This is a genomic window from Vibrio misgurnus (assembly GCF_029635775.1).
In the GTDB taxonomy this organism is placed as follows: Bacteria; Pseudomonadota; Gammaproteobacteria; order Enterobacterales; family Vibrionaceae; genus Vibrio; species Vibrio chanodichtyis.
In genome coordinates this window covers 22843-42787 of sequence record NZ_CP113242.1, presented here as the reverse complement: position 1 = coordinate 42787, position 19945 = coordinate 22843, and the positions used below count along the sequence as shown (strand labels likewise).

Below are 19945 nucleotides of genomic sequence, written 5' to 3'. Positions count from 1 at the left end.
CTCTGTGAACACCATAAACACGCTATATACCAAATTAGTGCAATTTGAACTGTTGAATTTCTTGCTTTAAGCCACCGCTTTGTTGCGCGAGTTGATTCAGTGTCTCGCTGGTTTGCTTGGCTTGCTCCAATAGCTGTGCCGAGTCGTCTTTCACCGCTAATATACGCTCATTAATATCACCCGATACTGCGGCCTGCTCTTCTGACGCCGTCGCAATCATCGTGGTCATTTCTAATATGCTATCCAGTTCCTGGCGTAGTACCGTAAACGATTGGGCCGTTTCCATAACCAGCTCAACACTGGTCGCCCCCTCTTGTTGCAAACCACTCATCGTCTGACTCGCGGTATTCGCACCGCTAATCAGTTGCGAAATCTGACTACGGATCTGTAATGTCGCATCATGGGTACGTTTAGCCAGATTGCGTACTTCATCCGCCACTACAGCAAAACCTCGTCCCGATTCACCAGCTCGGGCGGCTTCTATCGCGGCATTGAGCGCCAATAGATTGGTTTGTTCTGCAATACTCTGAATCACATCTAAAATTGAGCTAATCTGCTCCGCTTCACGATTGAGGGCTAATACTGCCTGCCCGGCACCACCCAATTCCGTCAGTAATCGTTCCAGTAATGCGCGACTCGTCTGCCAGTTTTGCTCTGAATCTAATGAGACTTGATGCGCATTTTGTACCCCTTGAGCCGTTCGCTGTGCAATTCCGGAAACTTCCTCAATAGTGGTGCTCATTTCATGAATAGCGACGGAAATACTATCGGTGGATTGCAGTTGATTTTGAGTTAACTGATTGGCTCTGGTCATCCTTTCAACACAACTATCCGCCATGTTATCGGTCTGATACACCTGCTCCTGAACTGAAATTAAGGTTTGATTAAAATTAGCAACGAGGCGATTAAATGATTGACTTAATAAAGAGAGTTCATTATTACCTTGTTCATTTAAACTTAACAACATATTTTTGCTATCAGCAAATTCGTTCATAACCTCAACACAATCACTCAGTGGTTTAGTCATGCTTTTCATGACTAGCCAACAAAAAACAAGAATAAACATCAATAAAGCAATGCTACTAAGACTAACTAGCAAAACTTCATTATTCGCCTGATTAAGTTTGTTATCCCGAGTATGCTGTAATTGTTGTAAAACAAATTGTTTGATAATTGCATAGGCATTTGCTACTCGATTTTTTGCATTGGGCCAATCAGTATTGGTCACTAAAGATTGCTTATCAAGCACTGCGTATAAATTAAACACATCCCAATAAGTTTTAATTACCTGATCTAAGGTGTTTGCATTATTCATCTGTTGTGTAACAAGATCTTTTATATTATCAGTGGCATACTCCATAAATTGATGGCGATACGCATCCTCTATCGCTCGATAATGCATCAACTGGCCAAATTGATAACCACCAACAGGTTGTGAAAGAGCCTGATCAATTTGATCATTGAGTTGAGTACTGGCACTGCTAGCCTCCAATAAAAAGTAATAAGCATTAGCTAAATTTGCCAGCTGCTGATCCTGACTTGCATATACTGCAATTTTAGAAATAGATTTAAGTAAACTCTCGGCTAACCTAGCAATATCCACTCCAGTCCAGATCGTATTACCATCAAATGCTGCTCGATATTCATCTGAGCTGGCTAATTTCTGATCTGCAACTTGACGAATTAATTTTAATTGCAGTAGCTTACTATTCACCTGCTCTAAGGTATTATCCTCAAAAATCACTTTCAGGATTTTTTGTTCACGCTCGATAAATGCCATTAATTCAATAATAAATTGATCGCTTTCTTTTCTTGCCTTCAACATATTCGAATAAAAAATATCTGCCTGATTGGTTTGATCAGCATATACATATTGTTTAGTTATGTTCTGCTCTTGGGTCAATGCCGGCAATACAGGCGCGATGACCTGTACATATTCAATCGCAATAGCTAAATCATCCATAGTATTTTTAGTATGAATTGCCATGCTAAGACGCTGACCAGAAAAAACCACAATAGCCAGACAAGGAATAAAAATTAATAATAAAATTCTATGTTTAATAGATATAAATGATAATAATTTCATGCCGATATAACCTTAGGTATTAATCCACTAAACCACTTGACGACAATGCGGCTAGTTGTGAGGGGAATAAATGACATCAAAAGACCGGACAATTCCGGTCTAGCCACTACTTTTATTTGAGAGATGCGTTTATTCAACAACCGCAGAAGCTCGGTACAGCCATGTGTCTGATTGAGCGTGAATAATATTCACCTCTTCAGGACGCTGATAAAACGTGCTGCCCGCACCAGAATAATGTTGTTGGTTGGCTAACCGCACTTCACCGGATAATACCAACCAAATACAAGCGCCTTGTTCATCAGGCGTGGTGAGGGTTTGACCTTTAGCTAAATGATATTCACGTAGCTGAAAATCTTTGACGGGTACTCGATATTCAATCCCACCATCATTGGTCGCAACCCCAAGAACAGCAGCAGGCGTGATCGGTTCAAAATCAGTGATCGCCAACAGTTCAGTGACATCAACATGCTTAGCGGTCAGTCCGCCTCGGATCACGTTATCCGAGTTGGCCATCAATTCAATATTTTGCCCTTCCAAATACGCATGGGGCACCCCGGCAGCTTGATAGACGACTGATCCTTTCGGGACATACATCAGGTTCATGATAAAGATCATGATCAAACCAGCATCATGCGCCAGCGACTGGCGCTCAGCGCGTAATGCCGCACGCATAAACCAAAACAGTGATTGAGATTTTGAGATCTCATTTTGTTGATAAGCTAACCGATAGTGCTCAATGATTGGTGAGACTAAGCGGTGTAATTCACTCGGTGATAGCGCAAAAATCGCCGCGACAAACTCTTTTAAACTCCGTTGTTGATAGACATCGGCTAATGCTTCCGTCGATTTGTATTTTTTTAACTCTGCGATACTTTCCGTAACGTTACGGAATCCATGCAATAAATAAAAGTCGGATAATGCCAACATCAGCTCAGGCTTGTGATTATTGTCTTTATAGTTACGACGACTACTCTCGATCATCAGCTGATTTTCACGCGCAAAACCCTGTTTAGCTTGTGCTTGGGTTGGATGAACTTGAATAGAAAGCGGCTCACGGACATCGAGCACTTTCAGTAAATAGGGCAGACGGGAGCCAAACTGTTCAACCACTTTCTTACCTAAACGATATTCTGGCGCCGCATCGATCCAAGTGGTGAGCAGCGAACCATCAACCAAGGTTGAGGAGCCCGCTAAGTGATCCCCCAACCACAGTTCAGCAAAAGGCTGGCGAGCATCCTGACTATCGAGCAGCATCGGCAAATAATAATAACCACCCCAGTCATAGTGTTTAATCGCGCCTTTAATCTCAATCATCTTACTCTCCTCAATATAAAAAATAACTATTAATCAAAATCTTAAATAAAAAAACACCGTAGCTAAGTGACAAATTTATCCAGCTCTTGTTGCTGGGCTTGCGATAACGCCATCAAATGATGACTCCGTTGATTGACCTGCTGCAACGCATGAATATTGCCCTCTAGAGTGGCCACTACCATGGTTACTGAGTTGGCAATATGCGCACAAGATTGATGCTGTTCAGCCGCCGATCGACTAACGCTATCCGTCTCTTGCACTAGGCTGAAAACATGATCATCAATTTGGGTAATCGCGGTTTTGGTGGCAGCTAAATATTGGGTATTGCTGTGCATCTGCTCTGAACAAAACGACATACTTTGTACCGCTTGTGCACTAGCTTGCTGGAGGTTTTCAATTAAGGTTTGGATCTTATGCGTGGAATGGGTGGTCTGTTTGGCAAGGTTACTCACTTCATCCGACACTACCGCAAAGCCACGGCCATGTTCACCCGCTCGGGCGGCTTCAATCGCCGCATTCAAAGCCAGCAAATTAGTTTGATGGGCAATATCTTCAATCACACTGATGATTTGGCTGATATCTGCGGTTCGTTTGGCTACATCAGCGATGATCTGCGAGCTTTGGGCGATGAACTGATCTAACTGCTGGTTGCCAGACACATTCTGACCCACCGTATTGAGTGTTGTGGCAACAATGCTGCTGATCTGTTGGATATGACAGGTTGATTGAGCAATCGCTTGCTCGGTCTGATCACTGATGGTCGCTAACTGTTCGGTCGCGGTTGAAATACTGTGCATCGCCAATGTTTGCTGCTGACCAGATTGACACACCTCATCAATCGCACGTGAGTTTTGTTCACTCTGCAGGCTAAGATCATGGTTATTGGTTTTCACCTGATCGATCAGCGCTCGGTTGACTTGCATCACCTTAGCTAATTTCTCAGCAAGCAGTCTAAATTCACTGCTCCAACCAGTGGTCGTGACCTGCTGGGCATAATTACCGTCAACCAGTTGCTGAAGAATATTCAGTAGATAACCAATCGGGCGCTGAATGTGCAGTGCCAATACCGAACCCGCCACAACCAGCACCAGCACTGAACCCGCTAAAGTCATCCATTGTACCGTCACTATCGCATCTAATACCGCGGTAACATCCGCTTGCACCGTATGATTATTGGCCAAGACATAGTGGGCAACCTGGCTAATTTGTTGCGCGATTTGCTGGGTAAGCTGTTGATAATGCCCTTGTCGCTCGCTCAGTTGTTGATATTCGTTCAGTAATGCGACTTTTTGCGTGGCAAGACTTTGCTCAGAAAATAGAAATTGATTCAGTTTGGCATTGGCCGCTTGATAATCGAGCTCCTTGCTTAAGGCTGGAATTTCCTCATGTAGATAGAGCTCCTCCTCGGCTAATGTGCGCTGTAATAGTTGCAGTTGTTGCACAATCACTTGTGCGGGTTGGCGCTGATAAATAAATAACATGCGATTTGCCAGCGCAATCGCCGCATTACGTTTTTCTAAATAGGCCTCAATATCTTTTTGTAAAAACTCATCCGCGCCCACATTGCTGAGCACTCGTTTTAAGGTGATATCGACCGAGACGACTAAGTTGTCCAACTCTTGGCGATCGGCGGTGATACGCTGCTCTTGCTGTAAAATGATCTGCTTATGCTGCTGCAATTGCTCAAGAGTTATCGCCAATGCAGCCAGCAAAGGTTGCCATTGATGAGGCTCAACCATCGATAAGCGGATGGCTTGTGCCACCTCTTGCTGCAACTGTTGTAACCGGTCGTTGAGTGCCAACACAGTATCGCTATAGTCACGCGAGTGTTGCAATGCGAGCAAGCTGGCTAATTGCAGATCGAGCGCTTGGCTACGATGCTGTAGTTGACTAGAAATGTCATTTAAGGTTTGCGAGTGCTGGATCACTACCGCTAAGCTGTCTTTCGCGGAAGTCGCACGATAAAGCGTCAGCGCATTAGTCAATGAAAAAATCATCAATACGCTGACAAAAGCCACAATAATTTGGGTAACAACTTTCATAAGTTTCCCTTTACGGCTGGGAAAGGGAGAGAGCAAGGTGCTCTCTCCAAAGTAAGGACAATAAATTGGGGTCAAACGGGTTAGAACCACACCTCCGCTTGCACACCAAAGTTCAGCGTGTCAGTGTCGCCATTGCGTGTGTAGCCACTATCAATTTTTTGTGCTGCTTCATCATCCCATTTGGCGTAGGTAACAAAAGCACGCAGTTGTGGGCGCGCCCAGAAGCCGGTTTCCAGCATTAAGGTCGGCGCGATCGTCACTTTATACAGACCACCATCCGCACCACCTGCGGTATCTTCTTTGACATGCTCGTAGCCCAGCTCATATTGCATGGCGAAATTTTTGGTGATTTGGTTATGTGGACGAACCCCAATCGCGAAAATGTCACGATCGATGCCAGTCACGGTTCCTGCCCACGGTGCGAAATCAGAGTCATTCTGATAGAACGCAAAAGTAGAGACTTCCCATGATTCATTCAGGTTAGCGAGACCATCAAACACAATTCGAGCCGATTTAGCATCTTTGGCATTACCATAACCCCAACCATTTTTGCCCAGCGAATCGCCCGCAGCCATGCCTTCACCGTATTGCGCGGTAATGCGTGAATAACCATTGGTTAAGCCATAAAAACTACCTAGGTTATATACCGCAGTTAGACCAAAGCCATCGGTCGGCGCATTTTGACGCCAAGAGCTTTTCTCCATGGTGTGGCCGACCAATTGGACATCAAGCCCAGTTCCGGCAATTTGTTTAAACCAAACGTTGAGTGAGAGATCTTCAGGGTAGCCTTGAGTCGAGTTATCATCTGGATTGGCACCGTTTTCACCATTTGGCGTAAAGGCGTACACACCGACATCCATTTTGGCAAAGCCAACATCGATTTTATCGATACCACCACCGGTACCGTTATATTGGATGTACTCCCAGTCAAATTGATGGCTAGAAGTATTCGAAGAGCTGTAGCGTTTACCGGCCCAAAATACCGTTTCAGGTGAGAAAGCAAAGCCGCCCATTTCCACAAAACCTTCGCGGAACTGGATGTCATGGCCATCGCCATCCACACAGTTCCAGTCGGCAGTACAGTTGGTTTCGTGCGTCAAGTTGGCACGAAACTTCGCCCATGCTCCTTCATCGGTAGTAAATTTCACCGTTGGTAACAGTTCAATTTTGGTGTTCTGCTCATTACCTAAACGGAATGAACCATATTTAGTCAGCAAACCAATCGTTTGGCTACGTGTGCCATCCGAGTTCAGTAGCAAGCCAGATTTTAAGTAACCGTGTAGTTCAGCAGAAGTGTCTAACGCCAGCGCAGGAGCAGAGGCTACCACTAAGCCAAGAATGATACCTTTCGTTAATTTATTAAGTTCCATAGTGCTTCTTCTTATCGTTACTGTACAAAAAGTTTAAATACCCACTTAGTAAAATCCCTTTAATTACGGTACCTCACCAAGGACCAGCTCACTATAGCAAACCAACAAATGGTAACGTTACGATTTTGATCACTAATTTTAGAGCAAAATAAAAAATAGGCAATATTTGAGATCCCATTATCTTTTTGGGTAACAATCTACTCTCCATCGCCATTATTCTCGTTCTATGTAGGGCTAATTTATTATTTCGATCACAATTTTAATGCATAAAAAAGAGCGCCGTCAGGCACTCTTTTATTTATAATCTTAACAAAATGAAATTAGATTATTATTATCTCTCGTCATTAGTGATTTTTTTCAATTAACGCGATACGCTGTGCAACGCATTGTGCTGAGGTCAATGGATCTTCTGGAGTATTGATCACATAATCGACTAATTGCTCGACCGTGGTCGTTAATACATGACAACGAGTATCCGAAGAGGCGTAATAGATAAAAACCTCACCATTATCACGTGCAATTAAGCCATTAGAAAAGACCACATTCGATACATCCCCCACTCGCTCTACGCCTTCAGGAGCGAGAAAATAGCCGCCAGGACGATGAATAACTTGTTTCGGATCGCTCAATGAGGTCATAAAGCTGTACAACACATAGCGTAATCCCGCCGCCGTGTTACGCACGCCATGAGCAATATGCAGCCAGCCTTTCTCGGTTTTGATCGGTGCCGGCCCTTGGCCATTTTTCGACTCTTTAATGGTGTGATAGGTTTTCGGATCGATCACATGCTCGATCTCCACCTGCGCATTATCCATGCTGACGGTCAGCCCCATGCCAATGCCGCCGCCTTTGCCTGCTTCAATAAAGCTATCTTGCGGGCGGGTATACAGTGCGTATTGGCCATCAATAAATTCTGGGTGCAACACCACATTGCGCTGCTGGGCAGAACGGGTTTTTAAATCGGGCAAACGCTGCCAGGTTTTTAAATCGGTGGTACGCACAATACCGCATTGTGCCACAGCTGCCGATTCATCACCGGGAGCCGCATGCGGATCCTTACGCTCAGTACAAAATAAACCGTAAATATAGCCGTCTTCATGCTTAACTAAACGCATATCGTAAATATTGGTATCCGGCTCATCCGTTTCAGGGATCACACACGGTTTATCCCAAAAAGTGAAGCCATCAATTCCATTGTCGGATTCTGCCACCGCAAAAAATGATTTGCGATCATAACCTTCAACTCGGGCAATTAAATAGAACTTACCATTTAATTCAATTGCCCCTGGGTTTAATACTGCATTAATTCCTAAACGTTCCATTAAAAATGGATTACTCTCAGAATTAAGATCATAACGCCATGCCAGTGGAGCATGCTGTGCGGTTAATACGGGTTTTTGATAACGAAAAAATACGCCATTCCCCGGTGTAACCGGAGTGTTTTTATACTGGGTATGCGTGGCAAACTCTGCGGTTAATTGTGCCATTCTTTGTTTGAAAATTGACATATATCGCCTTAATCATCTTATTTGATATTGATCACTTAGCGAATTAAGAGTGAAGCAAACAAAAATAACAACGTTACGAAATCAATCAACTTCACTCTTAATCTGCACCTAAGTTAGAACACTTCTGATTTGGTTGTTAGCTCCGTCATCAGATCATCAATCGTGGTATAAGCCACTGCGGAATAGGTGTCGGCAGCACCATAATAAACCGCTATTCGCCCTGTAGCTGAATCGGCTAACGCAGCACATGGGAATGCAACATTAGGCACAAAACCAGTCGTTTCATAAGATTTTTCAGGGGTGAGAATGTAATCGCGAGTGCGATATTTCACCTTCCATGGCTCATCAATATCCAACAAAGCCGCACCAAAGCTATAGACAAAGCCATTACAGGTGCCAGACACACCGTGATAGATCATCAACCAACCTTCTGAGGTTTCAATCGGAATGGGACCTGCGCCAATTTTGGTACCTTGCCACCAGCCATTACCGCCTTTACCCATCACATGGCGATGTTTACCCCAATACTCCATATCATTGGAATGACTAAGGAAAATATCACCAAATGGGGTATGACCTGAATCAGAAGGACGATTTAGCATCATAAATTGGCCATTCACTTTACGCGGGAACAACACGCCATTGCGGTTAAACGGTACACAGGCATTTTCTAACCGAGTGAACGTTTTGAAATCTTTGGTCATACCGACGCCTAAGGTCGCACCATGATCATCGGTGCACCAAGTGACGTAATAGACATCTTCAATTTTAACCACTCGGGGATCATAGGCGTAAGCAGGTTGGAATGGGTTACCTTGCTTGTCTTGCCATTGGATCGGCGCATGGTCAAATTGCCAATTTAAAGCATCTTGTGAGCGACCAACATGCAAATGTGGGCGACCATTTTTGTAATCGCAACGGAATACCCCAATAAAAGCGCCTTCAAACGGAACCACCGCCGAGTTATAAACTCGCGCTGCCGCTGGAAATGGGTTCCAATCAATAATTGGGTTACTACTGTGACGCCACATCACCCCTTCTTCACCCTGTGGGCGATCTTGCCAAGGCATGTTCGGAATTGCTTGACCAATAATTTTTACAGACATGTTTTACTCCAAGTTTTTGCTTAATCCCACATAACCGCGTGATGGTTAGCAGGCACCGATGGCAGATCGGTCTTAAGCTTCTAATAATGCTAAAATTTGCGCGGTTTTTTCTTCAACTAAAGATGGGTTCGCTCGGGATTCTACGTTCAAACGCACGACCGGCTCGGTATTGGATGAGCGCAGATTAAAGCGCCACTGTGCAAACTCCATACTAATTCCATCGGTAATATCGGTGACTAGTGCCTGATCAATAAACGCATTCCATACCCGCTCAACGGCGGCGTTGGCATCATCCACTTGACGATTAATTTCACCCGAAATCGGATAATGGCTTTTGGCTTTCATCACAAACTGCGACAAGCTCAAACCTTGCACAGAAACCAGCTCGGCAATCAGTAACCACGGCAGCATTCCTGAGTCACAATAAGCAAAATCGCGGAAATAATGGTGGGCAGACATTTCACCGCCATAGACGGCATCTTCTTGACGCATCCGCTCTTTAATAAAGGCATGGCCCGTCTTCGATTGGATAGGCACCCCACCTGCTTGCTTAACCAGATCAATCGTGTTCCAAGTTAAACGAGGATCGTGGATGATTTTGGCTTGAGGATCTTTAGCAAGAAACGCTTGCGCTAACATACCGACAATGTAATAGCCTTCAATAAAATCACCATTTTCATCAAACAAGAAACAGCGATCGACGTCACCATCCCACGCCACACCAAAATCGGCTTGATGTTCAATCACCGCATCGATGGTCGACTGACGGTTATCCACTAACAAAGGATTAGGGATGCCATTTGGAAAATTGCCATCTGGGGCATGATTAATCTTAATAAATTCAAATGGTAAATGAGCTTCTAGATTATCAATCATATGCCCTGCCGCACCATTACCCGCATTCACCACAATACGCAAAGGGCGTAATGCACTGCGGTTCAGATAACTCAGTAGGTGTTGGGTATATTCTCGTGAGATATCGTAACGTTGCGATTTTTGTTCATACAAAGCGAGATCCTGAGAGGGAATATAAGACTTGCTCGCCACCAAGGCTTTAATATCGTTCAATCCGCTATCACCACTGATAGGCTTAGATAACTCGCGCACTAACTTCATGCCGTTATACTGTTTCGGATTGTGGCTTGCCGTGATCATAATGCCACCATCTAAAGCTAAGTGACTGGTGGCAAAGTAGACCTCTTCGGTACCGACTAAGCCTAAATCCACCACTTCAACCCCGCCATCAATTAAGCCGTGCCGCACGGCAGCGGCCAACGCTTCACTACTTAGGCGAATATCGTAGCCCACCGCGACTTTTTTCGCGGGTAAATAGTCAGCATAGGCACGGCCAATGCGATAGCTAATCTCTTCGTTCAACTCATCTGGCAAGCGGCCACGAATGTCATAAGCCTTAAATGCCTTCACTAAATCCTGCATGATTTTCTCCAAAAATCGTAACGTTGCCATTTTTAAATCTTTAGGTCGTCATTTCAAGCACAAGTTGGAAATTTGCGTGATAAGTGTGATGCGGATTGAGTTTTGAATTTGGGCTGCGTTCAAAAAACCACGCCAGAGGTTGAACTCTGGCGTTGATCATCAGCAGTAAATGACAAGGTTACGATTTGTACTCAATAACATTGAGTCATTCTAACGTGGGTAGAACGTGGTCTTTTCAATGTAACGTAACGTTTTGGGATCGGCACCTTCCAGATATTTCACCATATAACGCGACAGCATATGCCCAATACGATGAAAATCTTGGCGCAATCCAGGGATCGGCGGGGTAAAAAAGCTCGGTAAATCACACGTCTCTACCGCGATAATATCAATATCTTGGCCGATCTTTTTACCAGCATCCTGAATGCCCGCCACAATGCCACAAGCACTGATTTCTGAGCCACAGATAATACCATCGGGTGGATTTTCCCCAGCCATTAAACGACGCGCATAATCACGATAGTTATCAACATCGGTATCGAAAATAATGTCGCTGTCTTTACAAAACTCAATCCCAAACTCCATTGAAGCGCGCTTCACACCGTAATACTTGTGCCACGCATAGGTGTAAATATGTGAGGAACTCAGCAAACGAATACGCTGACAACCTTTGTTATACAAATAGCTGGCGGCTCGATAACCAATATCATAGTTATCAATATCCACATAGGCGTGTTCAATACTCATCTCGGTCTGACCAAAAGTGACAAACGGAATGCCCTGCTCATGCAGATAAGTCACCCGTTCATCTTGAGTTTCGGTCAAGTTAAAAATAATCCCGCCCGCTAAGTTATTTTCAACCGCATATTTAACTGGGATCAGCGGATCTTGTCCTGGTTCAAGGGGTAACACGGTCAGATGAAATGGTGTCCCCTCCAACCCTGCGGTTAAACCGGCAATTAACGCTAAGCTACCGACATCACCGACAATATCTCCTGGTTTGGTGACCGGTAATATTGCACAAATGTTGTAATTAATGCCGGTACGCAAACCTAATCCAGAAAGATTGGGACGATAGCCGAGCTTTTCCGCCGCCGCTTTGACTTTATCTTTGGTTGGCTGCTTCACATCATCGCCGTCTTTAAGCGCGCGAGAGACGGTCGTCACTGACAGCCCAGTATATTCAGCAATGGTTTTCAGAGTCGCTTTCGACATAATTATTCAACTTATCGCCATATTCAAATTCGTAACGTTAAGAAAGTCTCGCATTGATGAGGGATTCACTCAAGAGAAAAGGTGAGTTTTTTAAGCCATATCAAAAAAAACAGCTGTGGATCATCAAGTTAAGCAAACTATGGGCATTACAATTTGCTCATCGCTCGATGTTGGCTCGGCGAGAGCCCATAGAATTTTTTAAAGCGATGAGTAAAGTTGTTCGGATCTTGATAGCCGAGTCGCAGGGCAATCATCGCAATTGACCAATCTTTATTACTCAATAAATCGACGGCTTTTTTCATGCGCAATGCCACAATATAATCACGTGGTGACATACCCACCAATTGTTTCACGACCCGATTTAATTGTTCGACACTAATGAAACTGCGCTCAGCAATGGTGGATATTTTCCAGTCGAGATGCAATTGTGATTCAACACTGTTAAATACGCTCAGCACTCGCATATGGGTATCGGAAATATTGGAATTGACATCGGACAACACTTTGACCAATTCACTCAGCATCATAGTGCGAAACGCTGAACGCCCACCGATTTCTCGGTGAAGTAGTGAAGCCAGCGACCAAATCGATTCACAACCATCAAAATGGATCACTGGACCATTAATTTTCGATAAGTTTTTCCAACTAAGGGTATCGTTTAATAACAACCAGACCATTTTCCAAGGCTGCTGTGGGTTCGCTAACTCGATGCGAAACGGCTGACCACTTGGCAAAATCGTGATGGTATTGGCTAAAATTTCATGACGACCTTGGTCAACAGTCAAAATGCCTGCGCCATCTAAGGTCACCAACACCGTATGCACCTCAGGGTTGACACGTCCAACTCGATAATTCTGTTTAAGATGCGCCAATCCAGCCATAAAAATATCGTATTGTTTCATCTCGGCGATGTCTGATCTGACCAAGAAACGCTCTTCACACTCAGAGGCAAGATACACCTCATCCACCCAGTCTTTATTCATCGCTTTCCCTACAACATGACGGATCCAAACAGATTTTTACCTTAATCTCACATTTAAAATGATGACAAGGTCACTTAAAGTGCGCGTATTACCTTCATTTAGATACTAAAACCCGATGAAAATGCTTCAATTTCGTGATAAAAATCAACATCTACTTGCGCAAACCATTAAAATTGGCATTCCGGTTGCACTACAGAGTGCCTTAGTAGCGATCCTCTCTTTAGCGGATGTACTTATGGTGAGCAGCTTTGGTACTGAAGCCACGGCTGCCGTGGGTCTGGCTTCTAAATGGCATTTTGTAGCGATTATGATCATGGCCGGTTTATCCAGCGCGAGCGGAATATTGATCGCCCAATTTTGGGGCAAAAATGATCGCTCTGCCGCGAAAAGCATCACCCTCCTGGCGATAAAATCGGGAGCGTTACTGCTACTGCCGGTCAGCATCTTGTTCGTGGTCTTTTCCAAACCGATCTTCCTTCTGCAAACCAGCGATGTGGATGTGATCAGACTTGGATCTGATTATCTGTGGTATGCCTCACCCGTCTTGCTGTTAACCCACTTGGTGATCGTATTTGAGTCAACGTTACGCTCAACCAATAATGCGTTAACGCCGCTGCTGATTGCGGTAATGACCATTGCGGTGAATATTATTCTCAATTATGGTCTGATCAGCGGTCATTTTGGTATGCCAGCGTTAGGTGTTGCCGGAGCAGCATTGGCCACTACGCTAGCACGAGCTCTACAACTGATGGTTTTCTGCGCCTACTTTCATTATCGGCAGCACTGGCTAAAAACCACCTTGCCGCTCAAAACTAGTCAGCTCACGTTAAAACGTAAGTACATCCGTTTAGCCATTCCGGCCGTTGCTAATGCGCTGCTGTGGGCGATTGGCACCTTAGCTTATCAAATGATTTTTGGTCATATGGGCACGCTGGAGCTAGCGGTTTATAGCACGCTTGGTCCATTTGAATCACTCTGCTATGCACTGTTTTTCGGGCTATCGGTGGCCTGCTCGGTGAGCATTGGTCAACATCTCGGTAGAGCAAATTATACTGAAGCACGTAGTACTTCCTTAATATTTATTAAGATGTTTGCGCTGCTCGGGGTTATCTCAACCACGATTTTACTCGCCATACAACCTTGGCTGCTCAAATTACTCGCACTAGATAACGCACAATTTTTACCGCTCTCTCAACCTGGGCTCACAATCCTGAGTGTGGTGATCAGCTTAAAGATGCTCAATATGGTGATCATTAACGGCATATTACGAGCCGGAGGGGAAAATACTTTCTGTTTACGCACTGATTTTATAGCCATGTGGCTATTAGGGCTGCCGATTTCGGTCATCGCTGCCTTTGTTTTGCACTGGCCTTTTCACTACGTCTATCCGCTGATGATCATCGAGGAATTGGTTAAGCTCACTCTGTGCTGGCGACGCTATCGCCAATATATTTGGTTACGCAATTTAACCGATGAAAGGTAGCTCCCAATAACTGATTCGTGTGCATGACAGATAATCGCTAAGTTGATAGGTTAAATGGATAATATAACCAGGCTAGGTTAACTTCATGAAATTAAAAACATATTTATCTTCGCTACCAACGACAGATCTTGCGCTTGAACAGCAGCAACGCGACCTGATCGCATTCGTGATCGAAAACTATTCAGCATCAGAGCGTCGTGCACTTTTTCAAGCCGTGACCAACTACCGCATTGAGCAATTGGTTGCACTATTTCCAAATCGACAACAGCACAGTTGGTCGATTTTATTTACTTTGATCGACTATCGCGATCTCATACAACGTTGTCCATACACTGCATCTGTTGAATGGGCTGTAATCGAAAACGCGGCAAGTCAGTGCTATGTTCATTGGCTGGAATTTTGGTGTCAATGCGAGATTGCGGCCATCAAAGCCAAATACCCGATTGATGCGAGTTCCCCGTTACAAGTGGATCTGCCCGCCAACGACGATGCGTACTATGGGGGAGTGATTAAGCACATTGAACAATCTGAACTTTTAGTACAAACACCCAGCCATCCGCAAGGCATGTCGCTCAGTGATGCGATTGTACTGAGTAATCTTGAAGTTTTGATACAAGGTGAAAAATGGTATGAGATGCTACCATTGTTGTCACTATCAGCGGCTGGACAGCATTTTATTTTACTCAAGCATCCTGAGGATACAACATTTCCCATCTTAGTCGCTTCAATGTTGATCCAAGATTGGTCAATCAATCACCGGTGGTTAAGCTACGCGACGCCCTTTAGCCACCAACAGTGGCAATACTGTTTACCCGATCACGCTTACCAAGAGTTAACCCGTTTACAAATCTTCTCTCCTCTCAGCCTGCCAAAATGTTATTCTCTGCCGCACTTTGATCAGCAATTCCAATCACTGTTATCTGATCAACACGCAGTCTGTGAAGTGCTACGGTTAACGGTTAGTGGTAATACGCAACAAAAACTCTATTTTCTCTATCTAGCCCAAAAAGAACTTATGAATCTATTACATCAGATGGGGTATAAAATTGGCCTCACAATTATCGAACAACCTTTTATGCTCAACTTTTATCAAACCATTGATCCCAAAGCCTATTTCCACGTTGGGCATTGTGACTTAAATGACAATGGTAAGCAGACTTATCGTGGCTTGTGGAATTTTGCCATGATGGCGAAGGTCTTTAGTCAAATCGATTTTGGCCAATATAAACGCGCCGTTCGTGAACATAAAAAACACTCATCATTAGCCAAGGGATAACATGTTTAATCTCCGTTTAGAAGCGCTGATCTATGCCAAAGCCATCACCCTTTTGGCTACCGTTGCCATCGTCGCAGTGTGGCTAATCTACTATTGCTATCGCCTTAAGCAAAAAAATGAAGCGATCATTGGCACGCACAATATGCCTTACATCGCTTATTCCGTGTGTATTGTCGCGTGGATCGCCAGTAACGCCTATTTTCATACCGATTTGCTGCCCGAGTTAGGGGCAGCGGCGGGTATATTCGCCGCCAAATTTGCCAATCTTGCCTCTTTCTTTGCGTTTGCGTTTGCTTACTACTTCTCTTGCCAGCTTGCGGCCGAGCAACGTAATGGTCAGGTTTATCGATGGCAACAAGCGATTTTTGTCAGCCTCTCCATCTATTCGCTATATATTAATTTCACGCCAGGTTTAACCGTTGAACATGTTGAAATTAGCGGCCCAAGTCAATTCGTTATCGAGTTTGGTCCGCATACACCATTCTTCTTTATTGGATTGCTCAGTTTTGTCGTTCTGACACTGGTTAACCTCGTAGCAATGCGCACCAATGGCAGTAAATTGACACTAGCCAAAACTAACTACATGATCTTGGGCATCTTGGTGTTCATGCTCTCTACCGCAACGATTCACCTTGGCATGACCTATTTTATGGGCGATTTCTCACTCACTTGGTTGCCTCCCGCACTCTCGATCAGTGAAATGATGTTTGTTGGTTACGCCCTACTCAACTCGCGTTTTTACAGTGGCAAATACCTTGCTTACCTTGGTCTTAATGCACTATTAGCTTGTACAATTTTAGCCATACCGTTCGGCGCAATTTTCATTCCTCTCACCGATAGCTACCAGTGGCTAGTTGTGCTACCCATCTGTGCCGTGATTGGCATTACTTGGGATCTGCTCTACAAACGTGTCAGCCGCTATGCCTCACTGTTTATCTATCGCAATCAGCAAACCCCAGTACAGCAAATTTTGGCGCTAGAAGAGGACTTCAAGCGCTCAATCGATGATGCGATGCAGCGCCTAGGTAACCTACTGCAAATTCCTGATGACAAATTGCGCTTGGTCAATAGCAACAACAATGAAAACTTCTATGAAAACTACCTGTCATCGAGCCAATCGGTGTTGGTGTTTGATGAGCTTTCCCAGCAATTGGATTACAACCTGGCGACTAAAGGCTCGATCAAAGCGTTATATGACCAGATGAGCGCTAACAACACCGCCTTAGTCATGCCATTATTCGGCCAAGGTAAGTCAGTCACCCATTTATTGGTCTCGCAGCATAAAATCAACAATCAAATGTTCTCTAACGAAGAGATCTCTGCATTACAGACTTTATTGACGCGAGTGCAAAGCACCATTGAAGCCGATCGACGCATTCGCCAAAGTCGAGCGCTGGCCCACTCGATTGCCCATGAAATGCGTAACCCACTTGCACAAGTACAACTGCATTTTGAAATTGTAAAGCAACACATCAATCATCAAGCTCCCACTCCACAAATCAAGCAGGATATTGAGAATGGCTTAATTGCCATTCAACGGGGACGACAACTGATTGACATCATTTTGCGCGAAGTCAGTGATAGCTCACCGGAGCATGAACCGATTGCCATGACGTCAATTCATCAAGCGGTCGGCCAAGCGGTAAGCCGCTACGGTTTTGAAAATGAGCAGATTATTGAACGAATTCATTTACCACAACAGGCTGATTTTGTGGCAAATCTGAATGAAACTTTATTTAATTTTGTGATTTTCAATCTGATACGCAACGCGACCTATTATTTTGACGCTTATCCAAACAGTCAAATTGAGATCACCACTCACATCGGAGCCTATGAAAACGTGTTGATCTTTCGAGATTCAGGACCAGGCATTGACGAAAGCATCTCACATAAGATTTTCGACGACTTTTTCTCTTACCAGAAAAGAGGGGGTAGCGGCTTAGGACTAGGTTATTGTCAGCGGGTGATGCGCTCATTTGGTGGTCGTATTGAATGTAAATCTAAACTGGGCGAATTTACTGAATTTCACCTGTTTTTTCCGATTGTGCCCAATGCCCCTAGCGCCGAGTCACTGCGAAGCGCCTATTGTAACGATTGGCCGCAAAATCAAACCAATACTGAATATCAAACGGAAACCACTCCACAACCCATCCCCATCAATCGCCAAGTGCCGACGGTGCTGATTGTTGACGATAAGCAAGTACAACGAGCATTGGTACAAATGTATTTACAACAATTGGGAGTAAACTGTTTACAAGCCAATAATGGCCAAAATGCGATAGAGATATTTAAAGCTCATCAGATTGATTTGATCTTAATGGATGTACAAATGCCAGTAATGAATGGTTTTGATGCTAGCCAAGTGATTAAATTTCACTCGCCCGATACCCCAATCATTGCACTATCAGGTGAATCAGGCGAACGTGAACTAGAGATGATTAATCAATTAATGGATGGCCGCTTAGAAAAACCCACTTCCTTGCAAGCGCTACGTGAATTGCTCAACCATTGGCTCGATAAAAATCAGTCAGATAAAATATCACCTCGCGCTGACCAATCAATTTTTACATCTTCACTAACTTAACACGACCCCAGCAAGGCTAGATCCGTTTGATCACCCTTGCGGGGTTACCACCAATCACGACATTGTCAGCAAAACTCTTGGTAACCACCGCACCCGAGGCTACGACCACATTATTGCCTAACGTCACACCAGGATTGATGGTGGCATGACCTCCAATCCAGCAGTTATCGCCGATCGTCACCGGTTTACCATACTCTAATCCACTGTTTCTTTGGATTGGGTCGATCGGATGAGTCGCGGTATAAATTCCCACCTGAGGCGCGATAAAACAGTTATTACCAATGCGCACTTCAGCAACATCTAAAATAACGCAGCCAAAATTAGCATAAAAGTTTTCACCGACATGAATATTGACGCCATAATCGCAATTGAACGTCGATTCAATATGAATTGACTGACCGGTACTACCAAATAGTGATTTAATGATTGCGACCCTTTGCTCGGCCTGACTAACACTGGTTTGATTCAGTTGTTCGGTTTGTAAACGAGCGTTGAGACGCAGCTTCACTAACTCAGCATCACTGGGATCATAGTACTCACCAGAGAGCATTTTTTCTTTTTCTGTCATTAATATTAATCCTAAACAATCACCACCTTAATGGCACCATACTAACTTTTTGTATTATTTAGCATAAAAGCGTAACATCGCGATGAAAAACTTCTATTTTTAATCGATTGCTGTCAGCAGCATCACGTTAGGATGAGCCATTTATGCTTCAAACCTCTTGGCTATTTTGGGCGCTACTTTCTGCCTTTTTCGCAGCACTTACGGCAATTTTTACTAAATTTGGCGTCAATACCATTAATGCCGACTTTGCCACTTTTATCCGTACCTGTGTGATCTTGGTTCTGGTCGGCGCTATCGCATTTTTTACCAAACAGTTTCAATCGATCTCCGCCATTTCCCCCAAAGGGCTCACTTTTTTAGTGCTATCTGGCATCGCTACTGGCGCTTCATGGCTGTGTTATTTCCGTGCCATGAGCCTTGGCCAAGTATCCAACGTCGCTCCGGTCGATAAACTGAGTGTGGTGTTAGTCGCCATTTTTGGCGTGCTACTACTCGGCGAACAGTTAAGCCGTACTAATTGGCTCGGTATCCTATTGATCACCGTGGGCGTGATCTTAGTCGCATGGCAAAAGTAGCTTAAGCCTGAAGTAACTTGAGCCAAAAGTAACTTCAGCCAAAAGTAACTTAAACAAAGGTGCTGACATACAGCGCCTCAACTTTATCTCTCGCCCATGGAGTTTTACGCAAAAATTTTAATGATGACTTGATCGATGGATCGTTGGCAAAGCAGTTAATCGCAATCTGTTGATGTAGTCTGGGCCAGCCATAATGCTCAACCAGTCGTGTGACAATTTTTTCTAAACTCAAACCATGCAGCGGATTATTGATTTGTTGATGCATCAAATGATTCTCGGTAGTGGTAAGCGCCATCGTGATACTTTGCACAGCATTGAAAGCGATGGCTTAATATGGCCAGCATTGTACCAGACAACCAAGCTTGGTATGACCATGATAGCGATATTTCCTCGCACAA

At 44.3% G+C, this 19945-nt stretch carries 15 protein-coding genes; 4 read left to right on the top strand and 11 right to left on the bottom strand.

Annotated features, from left to right (window positions below; genetic code table 11):
• Positions 1–34: 34 nt before the first annotated feature.
• The 9 genes from OOK74_RS11595 to OOK74_RS11555 form a co-directional block, all read right to left on the bottom strand.
• The gene (locus OOK74_RS11595; RefSeq protein WP_278183419.1) at positions 35–2086 is read right to left on the bottom strand and encodes a methyl-accepting chemotaxis protein; all 2052 of its coding nucleotides are present in this window, start codon (positions 2084–2086) and stop codon (positions 35–37) included.
• A 129-nt stretch (positions 2087–2215) separates the two neighbouring features.
• Positions 2216–3400, bottom strand: coding sequence for a mannose-6-phosphate isomerase, class I (gene manA, locus OOK74_RS11590; protein WP_278183418.1), 1185 nt, complete (start codon positions 3398–3400; stop codon positions 2216–2218).
• Positions 3401–3462: 62 nt separating this feature from the next.
• Positions 3463–5442 carry a methyl-accepting chemotaxis protein gene (locus OOK74_RS11585; protein WP_278183417.1) on the bottom strand — a complete coding sequence of 660 codons (1980 nt, stop codon included), beginning with the start codon at positions 5440–5442 and terminating at the stop codon, positions 3463–3465.
• 80 nt (positions 5443–5522) lie between these two features.
• Entirely contained in the window at positions 5523–6812 is a 1290-nt protein-coding gene (locus tag OOK74_RS11580; protein ID WP_274723090.1) for a carbohydrate porin, read from the bottom strand.
• A 344-nt stretch (positions 6813–7156) separates the two neighbouring features.
• Positions 7157–8320 carry a glycoside hydrolase family 130 protein gene (locus OOK74_RS11575; RefSeq protein WP_274723091.1) on the bottom strand — a complete coding sequence of 388 codons (1164 nt, stop codon included), beginning with the start codon at positions 8318–8320 and terminating at the stop codon, positions 7157–7159.
• Between the two features lie 113 nt (positions 8321–8433).
• Positions 8434–9426 carry a glycoside hydrolase family 130 protein gene (locus OOK74_RS11570; RefSeq protein ID WP_277206894.1) on the bottom strand — a complete coding sequence of 331 codons (993 nt, stop codon included), beginning with the start codon at positions 9424–9426 and terminating at the stop codon, positions 8434–8436.
• Positions 9427–9498: 72 nt separating this feature from the next.
• The gene (locus OOK74_RS11565) at positions 9499–10863 is read right to left on the bottom strand and encodes a phosphohexomutase domain-containing protein (protein ID WP_274723112.1); all 1365 of its coding nucleotides are present in this window, start codon (positions 10861–10863) and stop codon (positions 9499–9501) included.
• A gap of 210 nt (positions 10864–11073) precedes the next feature.
• Entirely contained in the window at positions 11074–12078 is a 1005-nt protein-coding gene (locus OOK74_RS11560; protein WP_274723093.1) for a LacI family DNA-binding transcriptional regulator, read from the bottom strand.
• 146 nt (positions 12079–12224) lie between these two features.
• Positions 12225–13061 carry an AraC family transcriptional regulator gene (locus OOK74_RS11555; protein ID WP_277206892.1) on the bottom strand — a complete coding sequence of 279 codons (837 nt, stop codon included), beginning with the start codon at positions 13059–13061 and terminating at the stop codon, positions 12225–12227.
• 121 nt (positions 13062–13182) lie between these two features.
• Between OOK74_RS11555 and OOK74_RS11550 the strand changes: the two genes are divergently transcribed.
• The 3 genes from OOK74_RS11550 to luxN all read left to right on the top strand — a co-directional run bounded on the left by OOK74_RS11550 (position 13183) and on the right by luxN (position 18404).
• Positions 13183–14544: an MATE family efflux transporter gene (locus OOK74_RS11550; protein WP_278183620.1), complete on the top strand. Its 1362-nt coding sequence runs from the start codon at positions 13183–13185 to the stop codon at positions 14542–14544.
• Positions 14545–14629: 85 nt separating this feature from the next.
• Positions 14630–15820 (top strand): acyl-homoserine-lactone synthase, encoded by a 1191-nt coding sequence (locus OOK74_RS11545; protein WP_278183416.1) that lies wholly within the window; start codon positions 14630–14632, stop codon positions 15818–15820.
• A 1-nt stretch (position 15821) separates the two neighbouring features.
• Positions 15822–18404: a quorum-sensing autoinducer 1 sensor kinase/phosphatase LuxN gene (luxN, locus tag OOK74_RS11540; protein ID WP_278183415.1), complete on the top strand. Its 2583-nt coding sequence runs from the start codon at positions 15822–15824 to the stop codon at positions 18402–18404.
• A 16-nt stretch (positions 18405–18420) separates the two neighbouring features.
• On the opposite strand, the gene OOK74_RS11535 is transcribed toward luxN, so the two are convergent.
• Positions 18421–18972: a sugar O-acetyltransferase gene (locus OOK74_RS11535; RefSeq protein WP_274723097.1), complete on the bottom strand. Its 552-nt coding sequence runs from the start codon at positions 18970–18972 to the stop codon at positions 18421–18423.
• A gap of 143 nt (positions 18973–19115) precedes the next feature.
• Between OOK74_RS11535 and OOK74_RS11530 the strand changes: the two genes are divergently transcribed.
• Positions 19116–19547 carry an EamA family transporter gene (locus tag OOK74_RS11530; protein WP_274723098.1) on the top strand — a complete coding sequence of 144 codons (432 nt, stop codon included), beginning with the start codon at positions 19116–19118 and terminating at the stop codon, positions 19545–19547.
• A 49-nt stretch (positions 19548–19596) separates the two neighbouring features.
• Here the strand turns inward: OOK74_RS11530 and OOK74_RS11525 are convergent, their stop codons facing one another.
• The gene (locus OOK74_RS11525) at positions 19597–19812 is read right to left on the bottom strand and encodes a VF530 family protein (protein WP_278183619.1); all 216 of its coding nucleotides are present in this window, start codon (positions 19810–19812) and stop codon (positions 19597–19599) included.
• Positions 19813–19945 lie beyond the last annotated feature (133 nt).

Coding starts and splice junctions, on each gene's coding strand:
- OOK74_RS11595 (WP_278183419.1), bottom strand. CDS start 2,086: ATGAAATTATTATCATTTATATCTATTAAACATAGAATTTTATTATTA.
- manA (WP_278183418.1), bottom strand. CDS start 3,400: ATGATTGAGATTAAAGGCGCGATTAAACACTATGACTGGGGTGGTTAT.
- OOK74_RS11585 (WP_278183417.1), bottom strand. CDS start 5,442: ATGAAAGTTGTTACCCAAATTATTGTGGCTTTTGTCAGCGTATTGATG.
- OOK74_RS11580 (WP_274723090.1), bottom strand. CDS start 6,812: ATGGAACTTAATAAATTAACGAAAGGTATCATTCTTGGCTTAGTGGTA.
- OOK74_RS11575 (WP_274723091.1), bottom strand. CDS start 8,320: ATGTCAATTTTCAAACAAAGAATGGCACAATTAACCGCAGAGTTTGCC.
- OOK74_RS11570 (WP_277206894.1), bottom strand. CDS start 9,426: ATGTCTGTAAAAATTATTGGTCAAGCAATTCCGAACATGCCTTGGCAA.
- OOK74_RS11565 (WP_274723112.1), bottom strand. CDS start 10,863: ATGCAGGATTTAGTGAAGGCATTTAAGGCTTATGACATTCGTGGCCGC.
- OOK74_RS11560 (WP_274723093.1), bottom strand. CDS start 12,078: ATGTCGAAAGCGACTCTGAAAACCATTGCTGAATATACTGGGCTGTCA.
- OOK74_RS11555 (WP_277206892.1), bottom strand. CDS start 13,061: ATGAATAAAGACTGGGTGGATGAGGTGTATCTTGCCTCTGAGTGTGAA.
- OOK74_RS11550 (WP_278183620.1), top strand. CDS start 13,183: ATGCTTCAATTTCGTGATAAAAATCAACATCTACTTGCGCAAACCATT.
- OOK74_RS11545 (WP_278183416.1), top strand. CDS start 14,630: ATGAAATTAAAAACATATTTATCTTCGCTACCAACGACAGATCTTGCG.
- luxN (WP_278183415.1), top strand. CDS start 15,822: ATGTTTAATCTCCGTTTAGAAGCGCTGATCTATGCCAAAGCCATCACC.
- OOK74_RS11535 (WP_274723097.1), bottom strand. CDS start 18,972: ATGACAGAAAAAGAAAAAATGCTCTCTGGTGAGTACTATGATCCCAGT.
- OOK74_RS11530 (WP_274723098.1), top strand. CDS start 19,116: ATGCTTCAAACCTCTTGGCTATTTTGGGCGCTACTTTCTGCCTTTTTC.
- OOK74_RS11525 (WP_278183619.1), bottom strand. CDS start 19,812: ATGCATCAACAAATCAATAATCCGCTGCATGGTTTGAGTTTAGAAAAA.